Consider the following 16,008-nt stretch of genomic DNA (forward strand, 5'->3'; position numbering starts at 1 on the left):
ATTCATTGTTTTGCTTGTTGCATAGTTCACTATTGAATAATGTAAGAGGTGATGTAAACTTCTACTACTTCCCCTTTTTGCATTAATTCATTTAGTTTTGATTTTACAGTTGATTGTAAAAAGATTTTGCCTTGTTTTCCTTGTAAATCCTTCTCAGTCATCTCAGAAAGTTCTTCAATAAGAATATTATTAATTTGGAAATCACGTTTTGTTAATTCATCTGCTGCTTCTTGGCTTTCTGTAGTAAGTTTTAGCTGTAAGCGAACAAAACTTCCATCAGCTAAATTTGTTGTAAGTTCAGGAACATCTACGCTAGCAGCAATAATATCATCTATCGTAGGTTCCCCAGTTGTAGTTGGTTTATTTAGCTGAGTTAATAACACAAAAATGACAACACCAATTAGTGTAATCGTAACTAGAATGATTAACATTACTGTTAGCAGCTTATTATTGTTGTTATTCTTCATCATCATCACCTCGTAGATACGGATTTGATAGCACTTGAATCTCTCTACAAAAATCAGTTACTTTTTCCCGCACCTCTTTTGGACTTTCTTTAACTATATATTTACGCCCAGTCGTTAGCGTAATGGTCGTGTCCGGGAATGCTTCGACTGTTTCTATGTATAATGCGTTTAATGAGATTGGTTTACCATTTAAGCGAGTTAGTTCAATCATTGAATTAGGGCCGGGTTCATAAGAGCCGGCCCGACCCTCCTTCACAATGAAATTTTTTGTTTAGTAAATAATAGATAGATTTATATTATCGTTTTAAGTTTACTAGCTCTTGAAGGATTTCATCAGATGTTGTAATGATACGAGAGTTCGCTTGGAAACCACGTTGTGCAACGATCATTTCTGTAAATTCTTCAGAAAGGTCAACGTTTGACATTTCTAAGAAACCTGATTGGATTGATCCAATCCCTTGTTCTGTAGCAGTTCCTAATACTGGTACTCCAGAGTTTGGTGTTTGTTGGTAGTAGTTGCTTCCTGCTTTTTCAAGACCACTTGTATTTGGGAATTTAGCTAATTGCAATTGTCCTGCCCATTGTAAAACTCCATCTTTATCTACAAAGTTAACTGTTCCATCTTGTCCAATCGAAATACTTTGTGCTGTTGTTGGGATTTTGATTGGTTTTAGTGTTGCACCTGTATTTGTATATGTGTCAACAGTTCTTGTTCCTGTTTGAACAACTGCTGTACGAACTGCTGAATATAATGATGGATTTGCAGTATCAGTAAATGGACGAGTAACTCCTGAAGCATCTCTGTATTGACCATTTGCGATAACTTCAAAGCGATCTGTTCCATTATTAATGAACAAAGTCCCTTCTCCATCTACTTCATATTCATAAGTAGAACCTGAAATTGTTACAGATAAAGGTGTAGTTGCCCCCGTTCCAAAATAAAGTTTGTTTCCGTTAAGTCGAAGACCATGATTTGAAACACCACTTGAAGGCAATGCGCCACCACTTGAATCAATATGGTCACCATTTGCATTCAATAAATAACTATAACCAGCATATTTATCATCACCAACGTCAGTAGCTGAAGGGTCCTCTAATTTAAAAGTTAAAATAGGTGTTTGAGTCGTGATAACATTTGCTGCTGACCCAACTAAGTATTTACCATCACCATTAACAAGATAGCCGTCTTTATCCATATAGAAATTACCAGCACGAGTATATTGGATATTCGTATAACCATTTAAACCTGCTGTGCTATCTGCCACTTGGAAGAATCCATCTCCTGATACCGCTAAGTCTAAAGTACGTGCAGTTGTTTGAAGGGATCCAGTTCCGTGAATTGTATCAATTGCTGCAATTTGAGAACCAAGACCAACTTGTTTTGGATTTACCCCACCTCGTGTTTCTGTAGGTGCAGAAGCCCCTGCAGTTGTTTGAGAGATTAAATCTTTAAATACTACACGACCTTTTTTAAATCCGTAAGTGTTAACGTTTGAGATGTTATTCCCAATTACGTCTAGTTTTGTTTGGAAGTTTTTAAGACCTGAAATTCCTGAGTACATTGAACGTAACATTTGTTCGTTCTCCCTTCAATTTGGTTTAGAATAATTCGCGTCGATCATTCGGCGAATTGTAGGCTTCCTAATCGGTCCGGCCCTTAAAGCACAATTGTGCCATCAATGTTCGTAAATAATTGATTTTTTGCCTCAGTGCGTTCCATCGCAGTGATTACCGTTGCATTTTTAGCGCTCACAATTAACGCAGCTTGGTCCATCAAAACTAACGGTTGATTGACTCCTTTTGAACGCGCTTCAAATACTTTATCTGTCACAACTTGCCATTCTTCTTGGGTGATTTGAATATTGCGTTCTGCTAATCTATCATTTGCATGTTTACTAATCTTAAGTTCTTGTGTATTAGTAGCCATTTGCAAATGATCTTGAAAGGTGTTTGTTTTTGTTGTTGTAACTTTTGTATTCAGTTTTTGTTTTGCATGGTATGTCGGTTGCAATGGCACGTGCTGAATATGTATTCTGTGCATGTTGCCCGCCACCTTATTTAGTTACTAGTTCAAATTGATCTTTTGTCATAATCGAATTATTTTGCAAAATATATTCAATTGTATGATTATTTGTTTTTACTGACTGAATGATAGATTCTAACCATTCCCCATTCGATTCATAGCGTACTGATTGTCCAATCAATTTACTTGCTGCAACTAATGGATTTTCCTCAATCTCTTCAGTTGCTGCAGAATGATTTGATACAGAAGAAATATTTCCAGGAGTAATTTCTTTTCCATCATCAAGAATAAAAAATGGTTCACCATTATAAAACTTCATCTGTTTTATAACGCCTTTCCCGCTATTTACGATTAAGTTTCCTGTCTCGTCTAATTCTTCACTAATCTCATGCCATTCCACTTCTTTACCAATAAATGTCGTATAGTTCATCAGTTGTGACTGTTGCTGTGACTCTAGTAAATTCTCGATGGCTTTTGTCATATTTTGTGACTGCTCAAGAGCACTAAATTGTGCTAATTGTGAAATGTATTCAGTATTATCCATTGGTGCAGTTGGGTCTTGATGTTGTAATTGCGTTACTAAAAGCTGTAAGAATGCATCTTTACCTAATGAATTATTACCAGTTTCTTTCACAGTCTTTGCTTTATTAGACAAGTAATAATCGTTTGTTATCGGTGTTGTATTTGTCATTCATTACACCTCCTCATTGATTAAGTAATCTTGGAAACTCATACGTTCTTCATCTTCTTCAGGGTTGTCATCGTAATCATTTTCTTTATCTTGTTGCTGTTGTTTAAAGAAGTTACTAAATAAGTTTTGATCACGAAGGTTTCGATCAGGATCTTGTAAGCTTTGTGCAATATCAATTCGATCCATTTGAATATTTGCTTGTGTAAAAGATGTTTTTAATTGATTAATCTGTCCTTCAAGTAGTTCTTTCGCATGAGGTGTTGATGCTAATAATCTAGCAGAAAGTACACCATCTTTTTGCATAATTTCAATACGGATTGAACCTAAATTCTCAGGATATAGCTTGAGTAATAGCTTCATTGTTCCTTGTGAATTTGAAAGTTGACTACGATTCATCAATTGTTGAATTTCTTTTACTAATGCTTCACCCTGTGCACTTTTTTCAACTGGTAAAGAAATTGAAATCGTTTTTTGAGTTACTCCTGATGACGTTGTTGCAATCATTGATTGTTGATCTTGAGATTCAATATGCTTTGTAATCTGTTGAAAACCTTGTAAGGAAATCTTTCCTGATGTTGATGACTCTGTCGTTTTAGAAAGTTGTCCTAAATTTTGACTAATTTCCTTTAAAACTTCTTTCAAACTACCTAATTGAATCGGTTGCTCGTTAAACAAGTCTGATTTTTCACCAACTATTTGTGCTAATTTCAATAGTTGTACGAACTGCTTTGCTTCTTTTGGTGATACACTTTGCTCACCCTGTAACGCTGTAGTAATTTGGTCCACGAAATTTGGTGCTTGTTCATTGATGAATTGAATCAGTTGCCAAATATCTTTTATTGGCTGTTCATCATTAAGTAATTGCCCTAACATTCTTTGTAACTGTTCTTGATCCATCTCTATTAATGAAAGTAAATCTTCTAAGTTCATTAATTCATCAAGGGATTTAGCAGATTGATCACTACTAAATTCAATCATAAACAATCCTTCGTCATGGGAAATTCCTAATAAATCTAGTACTTCTTCAATTGACTCAGCCTCAAGTAATTCAGTAATTTCGCTTGTATCTTCACCATATCGTACTGCTGAATTTACTTCCTCGGTCTGGTTTGATTGACTATTAATAATTTTTTTAAAAACAGTACCGAAATTGTTTTCACCACTATTTACAGCTGTTGAACTAGTGTTTACTGAATAGTTCTTTGGCTTTGATTGTGACACTTGATTCAAATTAACCTTTGAAAGCTGCATGATTCCTAAATTCATATATTCACCCCCTCTCAATCTGAAAATATACTTTGTTATTGTGCTAATAATTCAGTAAATTTCGCTGCATTTTCAGCTTTCATTTTCGAAAGTACTTCAGATAGAGTTGCTGGTTTTAAATTAGATAGAATTCGTACTGCCTCATTTGTATTCATGGCTTCTAAAATTGGTGCTGCTTCTTTTGCAGACATTTTCTCATAGGCAGAGACAAGTTCTGTAAATTTTTGTTGTGCAGCGGTTTGTTGGTTTTTCAACTTTTGAATCTCATACTCTAGTTCTTCTTGTAAAACTTGAGCCTCTTGATTTTTGGCATTTGCACTTTCAAGCTGTGATTGAAGCTGGGCTATTTCAGCCTCTTTCTCTTCGATTTCCGCTTGCAATTCTACTAATTTTTGTCCATCAATGGGTGTAGAATCTGAATCAGCTTCTTGCGATGAAACAAATGGCAAGTTGTTGGATAACTCCTTAGCTTTCTCAAAAACGTTCGTACCAGTAAAGGATGCAATCACTAGTAACACCGCAATGACAAATACAAACGGGATTAGCACCCAGTAAAAAAACTTTTGAAATAAACTCGGTGACTTTGTGTCAATATTTTCATTTTCAAAATTAGTTCTTGCCATATGATCACCTGAATTCTTTTTTGGAATACATAATCGATGAAAGCTCGTCCAAAATAAGCATTTCTGCCTTATCTTGTTCTTCCTTATAGCTTTCGTAATCTTTTTCGCGCATTTTTTCAAATTTGCGCACTTCTAAACTTTTTTCAACTAACTTTTGTTCATGCCAGTTCATTTTTGTCCTAGCTTGCATTACTTTTTGTTGTAAATCGTTTATGGAACGTTCTAGATTTTCGACAAAAGCTGCAAAATGGTGGATTTCTTGAATAGTCGAACCTGATTTTAACTTTTCTGTTTGACTATCTATTAAATTCTCTTTTTTCTTTAATTGTTCATAAAGTTTTGATGCTACTTCTTCGAATGCTTGAACAGATTCTTTGTATGCCATTTCAGTTTGCTGTTTTTCTTGTTCTCGAATCGTTAACACTTTTTCAAACCGGTATTTATATTGAAGCATTATTTTCCACCACCATTTGATAATGCGATTAGTTCATTGATTGTTTCATTTAAAGAAACTTTATCTTTATAACTTTGTTTTAAGAAATTCGTTATAAGTGGTTCGTAATGGATTGCTTCGTCGATTTCTTTTGAAGTACCCCTTTTATATGCTCCGATATTGATTAAATCTTCAGATTTTGAATATGTATAGTAAAGTTCTCGAAGTCGGTTAGCTGCTTTCACGTGTTCGTCATTAGATATATGATTCATCAGACGACTGACACTTTTTAATACATTGATGGCAGGGTATTGCCCCTTATTTGCAAGCGTTCGATCAAGCACAATATGGCCATCTAATATCCCACGAACGGCGTCTGCAATTGGTTCATTCATATCGTCACCATCAACTAATACCGTATAAAAAGCAGTAATACTACCATTCTTATTTGTACCTGTTCTCTCTAGTAATTTTGGCAAAATTGCAAAAACAGAAGGTGTGTATCCTTTTTGAGCAGGAGGTTCACCAGTTGCTAAACCAATTTCCCTTTGCGCCATTGCCACACGTGTGACAGAGTCCATCATAAGCATTACATTTAAGCCACGGTCTCTGAAATATTCAGCGATTGCTGTTGCAGTAAATGCCCCTTTAATACGCATTAATGCAGGCTGATCTCCAGTCGCCGCAACTACGATGGAACGACTTAACCCTTCTTTTCCTAAATCACGTTCGATAAACTCAAGTACTTCACGGCCACGTTCACCAATTAGAGCAATGACATTTAAGTCAGCATTCGTATTACGGGCAATCATCCCTAATAGTGTACTTTTACCGACTCCAGATCCTGCAAAAATACCAACCCTTTGTCCCATTCCAACGGTTAACATACCATCAATTGCTTTCACACCTACTTCAAGCTGATCATTAATAGGTGGGCGACTTAATGGATTGGGAGGATCTTGTTCTGTTTGTACTGTTTTTAAACCTCTTGGTAATGAAGAGCCGTCAAATGGATTCCCCATTGAATCTAAAACTTTACCAATTAATTCTGGTCCTACTTTTACCTCTAGCGGTGAACCCGTCCCTTCAACTAAACAACCGATTGAAATTTCTCTGATAGATGTATAAGGCATTAGCATAACTAGTTCATCATTAAATCCAACAACTTCTGCCAGTATAATTTGATGTCCGTGTTTAGAAGAAAATACATGAATTTTACATACGTCTCCTACAGAGCTTTCTGGACCTTGTGATTCGATCATTAAACCTACAACTCTAGTGACTTTTCCAAATTTCTTGAAGGTTGATATATTCGGTATTTGGTTAATAAGTTGAGCCGCACGCATGTAATCAATCCTTACTATCTAAAATTTCACCTAACTTTAATCTTAGTTCGTGTAGTTGTTCATCAATCGAAACGACAATACGTCCATGGTTAGTTTCAATATAACAATCTGTCTCATTCATATCTTCGTTTACAAAGATGTAGAATGGAACATCAGTTGGGAATAATTCCGCTAATTCATCACGACTTTTTGTAATAAGACCATGATATGTAGGAGAAACATAAAGTTTAATTTCTTTCATTTCTCTTGCTTCTTTTAAACCACGTTTTACAACAGATATAAATAAGTCATTATCCCGCTCTAGAGATGTTCCAACTATTCGTTCTGCAGCGGTTAAAGCTATTTCTAAAATGACTTGTTCTTGATCTTCTATATACTTTCTAGCATTGATTTTGGAGTTTTCTATGGTTTCGTTCGCTATTTGAAGAGCAGCACTCATATCAGCGTTCGCTTTTTGAATGCCCTCTTCGTATCCTTGACTAAAACCATCATCATAAGCTTTTTTTTCAAGAACGATTTTTTCTTCTTCCCAAAGTTGTTTAAGTTGATTGAGTTCTTCTAGTTGCTGAATTCTATATCGCTCAAATTCTTCTCGTTCAAAGAGAAGTTGATTTCGTTCATCTTCAAGCTGTTTATTCTTTTCTTCGAATAACTGCTCGATGGACGGCTCACTTTGCTCCCCTTCATTCGGATCAAATTGTTCCGTAAATATATCTCGTAATTGAATTTCGAATGGCTGTTCTTCTTGTTGTTTTGAGTACACAGAGCGAATGATTCTAGACAATGACGTCATCTCCTCCACCACGTGCAATAATGATCTCGCCAGCATCTTCTAATCTTCTAATAACTGCTACAATTCTTGATTGAGCTTCTTCTACATCTCGTAATCGTACTGGGCCCATAATATCCATTTCTTCTCTAAATGTATCGGACATACGTTGTGACATATTTCGGAAGATAATTTCTTTAACTTCTTCGCTACTTACTTTCATAGCTAATATTAAATCTTCATTTTCACAATCACGAATAACTCGTTGAATTGAGCGGTTGTCCAATGTAACAATATCTTCGAATACAAACATACGCTTTTTAATCTCTTCTGCCAATTCAGGGTCTTGAATTTCAAGTGCATCGAGAATTGTTTTTTCTGTTTGTCGATCTACTCCATTTAACACTTCTACAACCGCGTCTATACCACCAGTTTCCGTGTAATCTTGTGTCACTGTAGAAGAAAGCTTTCTTTCCAATACTGACTCAATTTCACTTATTACTTCTGGTGATGTTGAATCCATTACGGCAATTCTTTTCGCTATATCCGCTTGCACCTCTTGAGGTAATGAAGAGAGTATTACACCTGCTTGTCCCGGATCTAAATAAGAAAGAATCAGTGCAATCGTTTGCGGATGCTCATTTTGAATAAAGTTAAAGATCTGGGATGGATCTGCTTTTCTTGCAAAGTCAAAAGGACGGACTTGTAAAGAAGATGTTAACCGATTAATGATTGCTTGGGCTTGTTCAGGGCCTAACGCTTTCTCTAATACAGTTTTGGCATATCCAATACCACCTTGAGAAATATAATCTTGTGCTAGTGCGATATTATGAAATTCTTCTATAATATCTTCTTTTACTTCAGGTTCTACTTTTTTTACGCCTGAAATTTCAAGTGTTAAGCGCTCTATTTCTTCTTCATTTAAATGTTTGTAGACTGAAGCAGAGACTTCAGGTCCAAGGGATATTAATAGTAGAGCGGCTTTTTGTTTGCCTGATAGCCCTTTATCTTTTCTAGACACTCCAATAACCCCCATTAATCCTCAGTTATCCAACTTCTTAATAATTTCGCAAAGTCTTCAGGTTTTTCTTTCGCCATTTTTTCAAGTTGTTTTCGACGAACTGTACTTTCAGTTTCTTTTTCTTCATTAATATCATCAACAAATAATTCCCTTTGTTGTAGTTCCATTAATTCCAATTCTTCTTCATTTTCTTTACGTTTCTTTTCAAATATAAGAGTTGCAACTAGTAAAACAATGACTATAACTAAGATTCCTCCAACAACCCAAATCCACCATGGGATTACAGGTGTTGCTTTATCAATCGGAGCTGCATCATTTCCATAGAAAGGTTGAACTGATACGATGATTTTTTCTTCGATATCTTGTTCAGATAAATCTCCAGCTGCTTCTTTATCAATTGAAGTTCGAACAATTGTTGCTAAAATTTGTTCAATATCTGAACGAACTCCATCTGATAATGAGGTTGCATCATCTGGAACTGGTGGTTCAACAACTACTTGGATTCCGATATCACGAATCTTATAAGGACTTTCTTGAATCTCTTTCGTAATACGGTTGACATCATTATTAATGGTTTCTTCAACTCGTTCGTATTCTCCGTCACCATTTCCAGTTTCGCGATAAGTTAAGTTATCTTCATCTGCACCAGCTTGCGGAGTTCCTATAGCACCTGCTGCATCTGTTCCTGTATAAGTTTCTGTAATACGTTGCGCACTAATTTCAATACCAGCCATATTTTCTACATCAACTGGTTCTACAAGATTTTCTTTTCGGTTTTCTTGTTTAAAATCAATGTCAGTTGTTACAGATACAACTACTTTGTCTTGTCCCATCAGTGTGCCTAACATTTGTTGAACTTGTCTTTGTAAGTCACGCTCAATGGTTTTCTTTACTTCCATTTGCCCTTGCACTGTATCTACAGAACCTGACCCAGTTGTAGCTGATTCTAAATCGAAATACTCCGAATATTGATTTGTGATGACAATATTATCTGTACTTAGGTCCGGAATACTTTTAGACACTAAGTTATATAAAGTAGCAATTTGTTCACTGCTAAATTGATAACCTGGTTCTGTATCAAGGGTAATGGCAGCACTTGCTTCTTGATTTGAATCATTTACAAAAACACCTTTTTTTGGTAATGAAATCATTACATTGGCATTTTTAATGCCGTCAATTGTTTTGATCAAGTTTTCTAGTTCTGTTTGAGTCGCTGCGAGACGAATTACTTCGAATTCATTGTCCGTCATACCAAATCCAGCATTTGTTGTGAAGAATGAATTATTGATTTCTCCTGACTCAGGATAACCTTGAGCTGCTAAAGATACTTTTAACGTATCCACTTCACCCTCGGGCACGAGGATATTCGTTCCTCCAGGGGCAATTTCATATGTAACGCCTTGTGCTGTTAATACCTCTGAAATTTCTCCGACTTCTTTAATAGAGAGTTCTGTAAAAAGAGGTACCATCGTAGTTCTTGTAAATAAATATGTAAGAAAACTAGCTAATGCAATAACACCAACTACTGTACCTATTAATAAACCTTTTTGTTTTTTCGATCGACTCTTCCAAAATTGTGCGGAGTCAGTTTTTACTTTTTTTAGTCGTTCGTTCATTATAGTCCTCCGGTTGAATTAAAGATACCAACAATAATCACGCATAAATGGGCAACATATTGCAATCGTTTTATATAATAAGTTCTAATTATAGATAAATAGAGATGCCCAAATAGCTCAATTGGCTCACAACAAAAGTAAAGGATGAGGAAAATCCCTACTTATTGGTGTGTAACACTTTATTTTCTCTCTTTAACCGTTAGATTGACATACGCATAATCTCCTGGTAGGCATCGATCATTTTATTACGAACTTCCATAGTTGCATTTAATGTGATACTTGCTTTTTGTGAAGCAATCATTACTTCATGTAAGTCAACATCTTCACCGTTGATCAACTTCTGTGTTAATATATCTGATTGAATCTGTTGGTTATTTACCGATTGAATTGCCTCATTTAAGAAACTCGCAAAATTTTGCTGCGCCTCGTAAGGTGTCGGTTGAACTGTTAATTTATTTGTTTGATTTGTAATTTGAGTCGGATTCAAAAGAGAAATTGAATTAATCGCCATTGTTTACCACCATTTCTTGGTTATTTACCTATCTCTAAAGCTTTCGTAAGCATTGCTTTATTTGCGTTAAAAACTGTAATATTTGCTTCATAAGAACGTGTTGCGGAAATTAAATCAACCATCTCTTTTAGTAAATCTACATTTGGCATTTCCACATACCCGTCCTCATTGGCATCTGGATGTGTTGGGTCGTACACTAATTTAAATGGTGTTTCAGTATCTTCATTGATTTTTGTCACTTGTACACCATTACCAACATCGTTTTTCCCCATGGCTTTATTTAGGAAGTTTGCGAAACGTCCTTCATTTGCAGATAGAGTTACTGTTTTTCTTCTATAAGGTTCCCACTCTCCATCAACCTGTTTCGCACGGGTTGTGTCGATATTTGCAATGTTCGAAGAAATAACATCCATTCTTAAACGCTGTGAAGTTAAAGCAGAGGATGTTATATTCATACTTTTAAAGATTGACATGATTAACGACCTCCTTTAATCACAGTGTTTAATGTATTTAACTTCCCATTAATACGATCAATTAAAGCGTTATAATAGATTGTATTTTCTGCAAGTTCTGCTTGTTCAACATCCATGTCAACACCATTACCGTCGTTTCTATATCTAAAATTCTCGTAACTTGTTATGCTAGATTTCGTTTGAGTAATTGCAAAATCGTAATGTCTCACATCAGTCCGATAAGCAGAGATCAATTTCGTTTCTTCATCTTGTAGTACTTGTTTAAAACTTACATCTTTTGCTTTATAGTTCGGTGTGTCAACATTCGCTATATTTTGCGCTATGGTTTTGTTTTTAAGAGAAGCATATTGCAAACCCTTTTCTAAACTATTAATAGTACCTCCAAATAAGCTCAAACGTTTCACCCCTTTTAAATAATTTACTTTTCGATAACAATCTCATTTAATTTTAATTAAGTTAATGTTAAGTGTCTATCGCCTTTTGTCGCTTTTTGATAGGACCAATATACTATTTTTGTCAACTTTTTCCGAGAATAATTCACTTTTTTCAACGAGATAACATATAATTCGACAGGAAAAACATGGTAATTATACTGTTTTTTTCGCCAAAATTCGTTACAATCTAAGTATTATATTACACTAAATTTCAAATATATGTATTTTCCATAGTCTTAAATACCTAAGTGTAAAAAAAAGGATTTCATCATTACGATGAAATCCTTTTTGTATTTCAGTATTATTTCATTTTTATTTCAGCAAGAGCATTTAGGAACTTATCATTTAACACTTTAATATAAGTACCTTTCATACCAAGTGAACGAGATTCGATAACACCAGCAGATTCTAATTTACGAAGTGCGTTTACGATTACAGATCTTGTAATACCTACACGGTCAGCAATTTTAGAAGCTACTAATAATCCTTCATATCCATCTAGTTCTTCAAAGATATGTTCAATTGCTTCTAACTCACTGTATGATAATGAATTAATCGCCATTTGAACAACTGCTTTACTACGTGCTTCTTCTTCAATCTCTTCAGATTTTTCACGTAAAATTTCCATACCTACTACTGTAGCACCGTACTCAGCTAAGATTAAATCATCATCTTCGAATTTAGTATCAATATGAGCAAGAATTAATGTTCCAAGTCGTTCGCCACCACCATTAATCGGAACAATTGTAGTTAAACCGTTTTGGAATAAATCCTTATTCTCAACCGGGAATATAGTGTGTTCATTATTAATATCTAAATTTGGAGATGTCTCAGTAATTGTAAATAAGTTTGTTGTATATTCTACTGGCAATTGACGTTCTTCAAACATTTTTTTAATTCGTTCGTTATCAATTTTATGGTGAATGGAAATTCCAAGTAACTTCCCTTTACGGCTTACAATAAATACGTTGCAATCAATAATATCACCAAGAGTATCTGCCATTTCTTTAAAGTTAACTGGTTTCCCAGCTGATGCTTGTAGCATAGAGTTAATCTTACGTGTTTTACTTAATAAATTCATTTGTATAAATCCTCCTAAAGGCTTTCGTATCCTTATTTTAAACATTACTAATTGTTTTATCCCAAATTTAATAGGAAACCTGCAAAATATGCTTTATTTTTCCGCATTTTTGAGGATAACACATTTCTGTTCTAAAAATGCTATTGATGTTTGTGAGATTATAGAATAAATTGTGACAAATCTTTGTTTTTAGAAATTTCACCTAGTTTTTGATCCACATATGAAGGTGTTATTTCTATATGGCTAGGTCCGATTTCTGATGCTTCGAATGATAATTCTTCTAGTAATCGTTCTAAAATCGTATGCAATCTTCTTGCACCAATATTGTCTGTATCTTGATTTACTTGTGTTGCAATTTCAGCAATTCGCTCAATTGCTTCATCTGTAAAGTTAATCGTTACACCTTCTGTTTCAAGTAAAGCTTTATATTGTAAAATCAAAGATTGATCAGGCTCTTTTAAAATACGAACAAAATCTTCTTTTGTAAGTTTTTCAAGCTCAACTCGAATTGGGAAACGACCTTGTAATTCAGGAATCAAATCACTTGGTTTTGACATATGGAAAGCACCAGCTGCAATAAATAAGATGAAGTCTGTTTTTACAGGACCATACTTAGTCGTTACAGTTGAACCTTCAACAATCGGTAAGATGTCCCTTTGAACACCTTCTCTAGAAACGTCCGCAGACTGTGATGTACCACGACTAGCAATTTTATCGATTTCATCGATAAAAATAATTCCAGATTGTTCTGCTCGATGAATTGCTTCCTGTGCTAACTCATCAGAATCAATTAATTTGTTCGCCTCTTCAACAACCAAAACTCTTCTTGCATCTTTTACTTTCATTTTTCGTTTCTTTTTCTTTTTAGGCATTAAGCTTGAAAGCATATCTTGCATACCAGATGAACCCATATCCATGCCTATGCCTGGCATCATATCAAACATAGCCGTGTTTTGTTCAGTTACTTCTATTGTTACCCATTCATCTTCTAACTTGCCAGCTTTTAAGTCAGCCGCAATTTGAGAACGTTTTGAACGGATCTCTATTTCTTCATGAGAATCATCTGATGAATTGTCAGCTTTTTGACCACCAAATAACATTTCAAATGGGTTTTGTGCCACTTTTTCTTTTCTTTTTGATGGTACTAATAGTTTAACAATTACTTCGTTTGCAAGTGTTTCAGCTTGCTCTTTAACATTATTCATCATTTCATCTTTAACTAATCTTCTTGATGCTTCAACTAAATCACGTACCATTGACTCTACGTCACGTCCAACATAGCCAACTTCAGTAAATTTTGTTGCTTCCACTTTGATGAAAGGTGCGTTTGTTAGTTTTGCAATTCGTCTTGCAATCTCAGTTTTACCTACACCTGTTGGCCCGATCATTAGGATGTTTTTCGGGATGATCTCATTTTTCATATCATCACTTAATAGTGATCGACGATAACGATTACGAAGTGCAATGGCAACAGCTCTTTTTGCCCCCGTTTGTCCAACAATATGTCTGTTTAAATGTTCAGTAATTTGTCTAGGCGTTAAGTTATGTTCTGTCATTATTCAAGCGCCTCCACGATAATATTATGGTTTGTATACACACAAATATCAGCTGCCACAGTTAAAGCTGCCTCAGCGATTTCTTTAGCAGTTAAATGTTCACCAGAATGTCTCTTTAAAGCTCGACCCGCTGCTAAAGCATAATTACCTCCAGATCCTATTGCTAAAATACCATCGTCTGGTTCAATTACTTCACCAGTACCTGAAATAAGAAGTAACGTGTTTTTATCCATTGCTAATAACAATGCTTCCAGTTGACGTAACATTTTATCGCCACGCCATTGTTTTGCCACTTCAACCGCTGCTCTTTGTAAGTTCCCATTGTATTCGTTTAGTTTAGCTTCGAACATTTCAAAAAGGGTAAACGCATCTGCAACAGAACCAGCAAATCCTGCTAATACTTTGCCTTGATACAATCTTCTAACTTTTCGAGCCGTATGTTTCATTACAACAGAGTTTCCGAGTGTTACTTGTCCATCTCCAGCCATCGCACAATTACCTTTGTGATGGATGGCAAAAATCGTAGTTGCATGAAATTGTCCCATAGGTTGTCCTCCTAATAAATTTGTCAAATGCTTGTGCTCATGTGTTTCAAAACTAACACGGATTATATTATTCTAAAAACTACTTTTGTAGTTCATCTATAGAAAGGTAACCATATACAATTCAAATTCTATTAGTACCTACCTTTAGGCTCTTGGATGAGCATTCATGTACGTTCTTCTCAAGTGTTCTTTTGTAACATGTGTATAAACTTGAGTTGATGATAAATTTGCATGTCCTAATAGCTCTTGAACAGTTCTTAAATCAGCACCATTATTCAAAAGATGAGTTGCAAAAGTATGTCTTAACATATGCGGGTATATCTTCGTTTTTAAAGAAGCGTTTTCAATCATTTCATTTAAAATATAACGAACTCCACCAGCTGTTAGTTCACTACCTCGCAAATTAACGAATAGACGATTATGAGTTTTATTTTTCATCATTTTAGGTCGGGCTTCATCAACATATCTTATTAATGCATCTTGCGCGAAATGACCAAACGGAACGATTCTTTCCTTTCTACCCTTACCCATAACTCGTAAGATTGAATAGTTTAGGTCAATGTCCCCTAATTCAATTGAAATACATTCACTTACTCGAATACCGGAAGCATAGAGTAACTCAAGTAAAGCCATATTCCGAATTGACTTCAAATCGTCTCCTACGTTTGCTTCAAATAATTTCAATAACTCTTCTTCATAAAAGAAATGTGGCAATTTTTTCTCTTTTTTTGGATGGTAGAGTGAAGAAAAAGGCGCATCATCCAATTGATATTCCCGATTTAAGAAGCGGAAAAAAGAACGGATTGAGGAGATTTTTCTTGAGATCGAAGTTCTAGCTTTTTTCTCATCATACAATTTGGTTACATACAACCTAGCATGTAAATATTCCACTTCATTTAAATCTGAAATTCCCTCACACTTGCAAAAGGTAAGAAAGTCATGTAAATCATGTTGGTATTCTTTTACAGTATGTATCGAAAAGTTTCTTTCTAACTGAATATATCGAATAAATTGTTCTAAACTTTCATCCATCTCAATTGACACTTTGAAACACCTCCATATCAGGCGTATCTATTAAGTGAAACTAGATTTCGCACTTTCTCCAAGTAGACATTATCGTGATTTCATTAGATCATCTCATCCATAATGACAT

At 35.0% G+C, this 16,008-nt stretch carries 19 protein-coding genes; all 19 read right to left on the bottom strand.

What is annotated here, in order from left to right:
- Window positions 1–29: 29 nt before the first annotated feature.
- The 19 genes from fliL to xerC all read right to left on the bottom strand — a co-directional run bounded on the left by fliL (window position 30) and on the right by xerC (window position 15,899).
- Window positions 30–467, bottom strand: coding sequence for a flagellar basal body-associated protein FliL (gene fliL, locus ACOQFO_RS17140; RefSeq protein ID WP_421690895.1), 438 nt, complete (start codon window positions 465–467; stop codon window positions 30–32).
- Window positions 457–678: a flagellar FlbD family protein gene (locus tag ACOQFO_RS17145; RefSeq protein WP_421690896.1), complete on the bottom strand. Its 222-nt coding sequence runs from the start codon at window positions 676–678 to the stop codon at window positions 457–459. The genes fliL and ACOQFO_RS17145 overlap by 11 nt, the downstream gene beginning before the upstream one ends.
- Window positions 679–763: 85 nt before the next feature.
- Entirely contained in the window at window positions 764–2,041 is a 1,278-nt protein-coding gene (locus tag ACOQFO_RS17150) for a flagellar hook-basal body complex protein (RefSeq protein ID WP_421690897.1), read from the bottom strand.
- A gap of 83 nt (window positions 2,042–2,124) precedes the next feature.
- The gene (locus tag ACOQFO_RS17155; RefSeq protein ID WP_421690898.1) at window positions 2,125–2,508 is read right to left on the bottom strand and encodes a TIGR02530 family flagellar biosynthesis protein; all 384 of its coding nucleotides are present in this window, start codon (window positions 2,506–2,508) and stop codon (window positions 2,125–2,127) included.
- A gap of 13 nt (window positions 2,509–2,521) precedes the next feature.
- Window positions 2,522–3,181, bottom strand: a complete 660-nt coding sequence (gene flgD / locus ACOQFO_RS17160) for a flagellar hook assembly protein FlgD (RefSeq protein WP_421690899.1) — start codon at window positions 3,179–3,181, stop codon at window positions 2,522–2,524.
- A 3-nt stretch (window positions 3,182–3,184) separates the two neighbouring features.
- A complete protein-coding gene (locus ACOQFO_RS17165; protein WP_421690900.1) occupies window positions 3,185–4,447 on the bottom strand; it encodes a flagellar hook-length control protein FliK in 1,263 nt (420 codons plus the stop codon).
- Window positions 4,448–4,482: 35 nt separating this feature from the next.
- On the bottom strand, window positions 4,483–5,070 hold the full coding sequence (locus ACOQFO_RS17170; protein WP_421690901.1) for a MotE family protein: 588 nt from the start codon (window positions 5,068–5,070) through the stop codon (window positions 4,483–4,485).
- Window positions 5,071–5,074: 4 nt separating this feature from the next.
- Complete coding sequence (gene fliJ, locus ACOQFO_RS17175) at window positions 5,075–5,524, bottom strand: flagellar export protein FliJ (protein ID WP_421690902.1); 450 nt, start codon at window positions 5,522–5,524, stop codon at window positions 5,075–5,077.
- On the bottom strand, window positions 5,524–6,849 hold the full coding sequence (gene fliI / locus ACOQFO_RS17180; protein ID WP_421690903.1) for a flagellar protein export ATPase FliI: 1,326 nt from the start codon (window positions 6,847–6,849) through the stop codon (window positions 5,524–5,526). Before fliI ends, fliJ begins: the two co-directional genes overlap by 1 nt.
- Before the next feature lie 4 nt (window positions 6,850–6,853).
- A complete protein-coding gene (gene fliH, locus ACOQFO_RS17185; RefSeq protein ID WP_421690904.1) occupies window positions 6,854–7,642 on the bottom strand; it encodes a flagellar assembly protein FliH in 789 nt (262 codons plus the stop codon).
- On the bottom strand, window positions 7,626–8,639 hold the full coding sequence (gene fliG, locus ACOQFO_RS17190; protein WP_421690905.1) for a flagellar motor switch protein FliG: 1,014 nt from the start codon (window positions 8,637–8,639) through the stop codon (window positions 7,626–7,628). Before fliG ends, fliH begins: the two co-directional genes overlap by 17 nt.
- A 14-nt stretch (window positions 8,640–8,653) precedes the next feature.
- Window positions 8,654–10,255 carry a flagellar basal-body MS-ring/collar protein FliF gene (gene fliF, locus ACOQFO_RS17195; RefSeq protein WP_421690906.1) on the bottom strand — a complete coding sequence of 534 codons (1,602 nt, stop codon included), beginning with the start codon at window positions 10,253–10,255 and terminating at the stop codon, window positions 8,654–8,656.
- Window positions 10,256–10,454: 199 nt separating this feature from the next.
- A complete protein-coding gene (gene fliE / locus ACOQFO_RS17200) occupies window positions 10,455–10,766 on the bottom strand; it encodes a flagellar hook-basal body complex protein FliE (protein WP_421690907.1) in 312 nt (103 codons plus the stop codon).
- Between the two features lie 20 nt (window positions 10,767–10,786).
- Window positions 10,787–11,239: a flagellar basal body rod protein FlgC gene (gene flgC, locus ACOQFO_RS17205; protein ID WP_421690908.1), complete on the bottom strand. Its 453-nt coding sequence runs from the start codon at window positions 11,237–11,239 to the stop codon at window positions 10,787–10,789.
- A 2-nt stretch (window positions 11,240–11,241) separates the two neighbouring features.
- Window positions 11,242–11,634 carry a flagellar basal body rod protein FlgB gene (gene flgB / locus ACOQFO_RS17210; RefSeq protein WP_421690909.1) on the bottom strand — a complete coding sequence of 131 codons (393 nt, stop codon included), beginning with the start codon at window positions 11,632–11,634 and terminating at the stop codon, window positions 11,242–11,244.
- Window positions 11,635–11,974: 340 nt separating this feature from the next.
- Window positions 11,975–12,754, bottom strand: a complete 780-nt coding sequence (gene codY, locus ACOQFO_RS17215; protein WP_421690910.1) for a GTP-sensing pleiotropic transcriptional regulator CodY — start codon at window positions 12,752–12,754, stop codon at window positions 11,975–11,977.
- A gap of 158 nt (window positions 12,755–12,912) precedes the next feature.
- Window positions 12,913–14,310, bottom strand: a complete 1,398-nt coding sequence (gene hslU / locus ACOQFO_RS17220; protein ID WP_421690911.1) for an ATP-dependent protease ATPase subunit HslU — start codon at window positions 14,308–14,310, stop codon at window positions 12,913–12,915.
- Window positions 14,310–14,855, bottom strand: a complete 546-nt coding sequence (gene hslV / locus ACOQFO_RS17225; protein ID WP_421690912.1) for an ATP-dependent protease subunit HslV — start codon at window positions 14,853–14,855, stop codon at window positions 14,310–14,312. Before hslV ends, hslU begins: the two co-directional genes overlap by 1 nt.
- A 144-nt stretch (window positions 14,856–14,999) precedes the next feature.
- The gene (gene xerC / locus ACOQFO_RS17230; protein WP_421690913.1) at window positions 15,000–15,899 is read right to left on the bottom strand and encodes a tyrosine recombinase XerC; all 900 of its coding nucleotides are present in this window, start codon (window positions 15,897–15,899) and stop codon (window positions 15,000–15,002) included.
- Between the last annotated feature and the right edge of the window lie 109 nt (window positions 15,900–16,008).

This window comes from Ureibacillus sp. MALMAid1270, assembly GCF_049202975.1.
Lineage (GTDB): Bacteria > Bacillota > Bacilli > Bacillales_A > Planococcaceae > Ureibacillus.